We start from the raw sequence: 2,040 nt of genomic DNA on the forward strand, positions 1-2,040 counted from the left end.
CGAGAGTTCAGCCTTTAATGACAGTAATCTGCTGTCTGGCTGGTTTAGTTATGTACGGGCTGGATACCGTGATTCACCAAACAACGAATCGCACAATTATCTCAAGTACTTTATCCAGATATGAAATATACAATCTGGAGTGATTTCCGATAACTACTGGCTGACATAGTGACGCTACCCCCAACCTCAAGGTTTCAGGAAACTGACATCTGAGTGAAAATAACGTAAGCACGGCGTTGTTGAATTGAAGTATGAATCTGGATGTAGAGATGTAGCACTGCTACGTCTCTACAAGGAAGGATTTTGGTATTATGCAAAATCATTTTCATACATGGAATCAGCAAGGCCGTAGGCACAATACCCTGCCTTAAGCCCTTTTGCGTCTACATGAATTAGTACTTACTGAGCATTTCAGGCAACGCACAATTAATTACCAGATGTCTAATCACTAGACAGCACAATTCTAGGCAAAGATAAGACTTGATTTTCACCTAAATCACCAGATGTAATCAAGTCTTGCCCTATTTGTTGTAATGTCGTTAATAACACTGCGCTCTGACTCAATAGCTCATCTACGTCAACGCCACTGTAGCTGGATGGGTAACGGCGGAGGCGATTGCTACCTTCTCCCAACAGAATTACTGCACCTCGCCAGTTGCGATTCTCCAAATGATACAGCGCCACAGAAATTTGGAGAATGCCTTGATAAAAGCTTTTTTCCGGTTCACTGGCTTCAATCCACAAAGCCTCTAAAGTGTCATGACAAGCGTAAAACTGACCAGAATTGAACTGTTCTACGCCTTGCCAAAACTCTTGGGGGATGGTTTCGCTCATCCCATGCTGTCTCGTACTTCTTTGATTGTTGCGAGAGAAATTTCTTGTTTTTCCCCAGCAAACTCGTTGTCAGGGGTGAGGAACAACATGCAATGGCACTCTTTGCGTTCTCTCATTGGCACACAGGGGCAGTTCCAATATGTGGCGTGAACCTCAGCCTCTTTATCTTCGTAATGGCGACAGGGACATAAAGGCGCACCTAGATCATCTTTATGTTTCGCTAGTCCTTCAATGACGACTGCGGTAACAGAAGGTTCAGAACAGAAGTATGTTCCAGTACGCTTGGCGTATTGTTCGGAAAAATGCCGCATTGCCTCTAGGCTTTTATCGCTGGATTTTGTGTTATTTTCTGATGTGATCATGTCGCTCATAATTTAAATATTTCTTTGCATTGTACCTCAGCCTCATGTGGGGATTACGAGTGTATTTCCCTAACCTTACGCGTTCAAGTTGTTTTACCTTTGCTTGAAGGCTGATATGTCTGGTGTGCTGGGATCAGAAAAAATCTCAGAAATCACAGAAGCTTAACTTGTCAGCTAATCAAAATTTGGCATTGCATCTTGAGGCAGAATTTAAAAGTCAAAAGATTGATTTATTGTCATAAAAAAACGACGCTGTGACCTGTCTAAGGAAAGACAGTAAAGCAATCTTTATGATCAGACTTCTGTCAAGGCTTTGTTTATATTGTCCTGAATTGTCTTCATCATAACTTTATCAAACTTCATAATATCCCTAAGTAATAGTACTTGTTAGTTTTGCTGACTTAGTGTATATAGTAAAATGTGTAAAAAAGCACAAACTTATTAGGAGTTACAACTATAACCACATGAGCATTTCAACTGTTGCAAAAAAGTTATCAACTGCTGCGATCGCAGCAACAGTCATTGTTTTGGGAATAGGAGCAGTAGCACAAGCAACTGTTTTAACATTTGATGATATAGCGCCTATTTCATATTATGAGCAGATTCCTAATGGTTACGGAGGATTTAATTGGGATAATTTTGACTATATAAATGGCTCAAGTCCTAAAGTTACACGTGAAGGCTATGACAATGGAAGATTTTCAGGAGACTATGTGGCTTTCAACGCGGATGGAAACCCAGCGCTAGTAAGTAATAGTGTTTTTGACTTCAATAGTGCTTACCTCACAGCTGCTTGGAATAATGGTCTTTCGGTTACTGTAAAAGGTTTAAAGAGCGGCGCAAC

The 2,040-nt window shown here is 40.8% G+C and carries 2 protein-coding genes and 1 pseudogene; 1 reads left to right on the forward strand and 2 read right to left on the reverse strand.

Going from position 1 to position 2,040, the window contains the following annotated elements:
* Positions 1-441: 441 nt before the first annotated feature.
* Together V7K25_RS14075 and V7K25_RS14080 are read right to left on the reverse strand one after the other, a co-directional pair.
* The gene (locus tag V7K25_RS14075; RefSeq protein ID WP_335158867.1) at positions 442-834 is read right to left on the reverse strand and encodes a DUF309 domain-containing protein; all 393 of its coding nucleotides are present in this window, start codon (positions 832-834) and stop codon (positions 442-444) included.
* A complete protein-coding gene (locus V7K25_RS14080; protein WP_109012622.1) occupies positions 831-1,196 on the reverse strand; it encodes a ferredoxin thioredoxin reductase catalytic beta subunit in 366 nt (121 codons plus the stop codon). Before V7K25_RS14080 ends, V7K25_RS14075 begins: the two co-directional genes overlap by 4 nt.
* Before the next feature lie 464 nt (positions 1,197-1,660).
* Here V7K25_RS14080 and V7K25_RS14085 point away from each other — a divergent pair.
* Positions 1,661-2,040: pseudogene (locus tag V7K25_RS14085) on the forward strand (PEP-CTERM sorting domain-containing protein); the annotation flags it as partial.

It is taken from the genome of Nostoc sp., from assembly GCF_036919495.1.
GTDB lineage: Bacteria > Cyanobacteriota > Cyanobacteriia > Cyanobacteriales > Nostocaceae > Nostoc.

What these genes read in the sequence shown, in the direction of transcription:
- V7K25_RS14075 (WP_335158867.1), bottom strand. Translation starts at nt 834, where the DNA reads ATGAGCGAAACCATCCCCCAAGAGTTTTGGCAAGGCGTAGAACAGTTC.
- V7K25_RS14080 (WP_109012622.1), bottom strand. Translation starts at nt 1,196, where the DNA reads ATGATCACATCAGAAAATAACACAAAATCCAGCGATAAAAGCCTAGAG.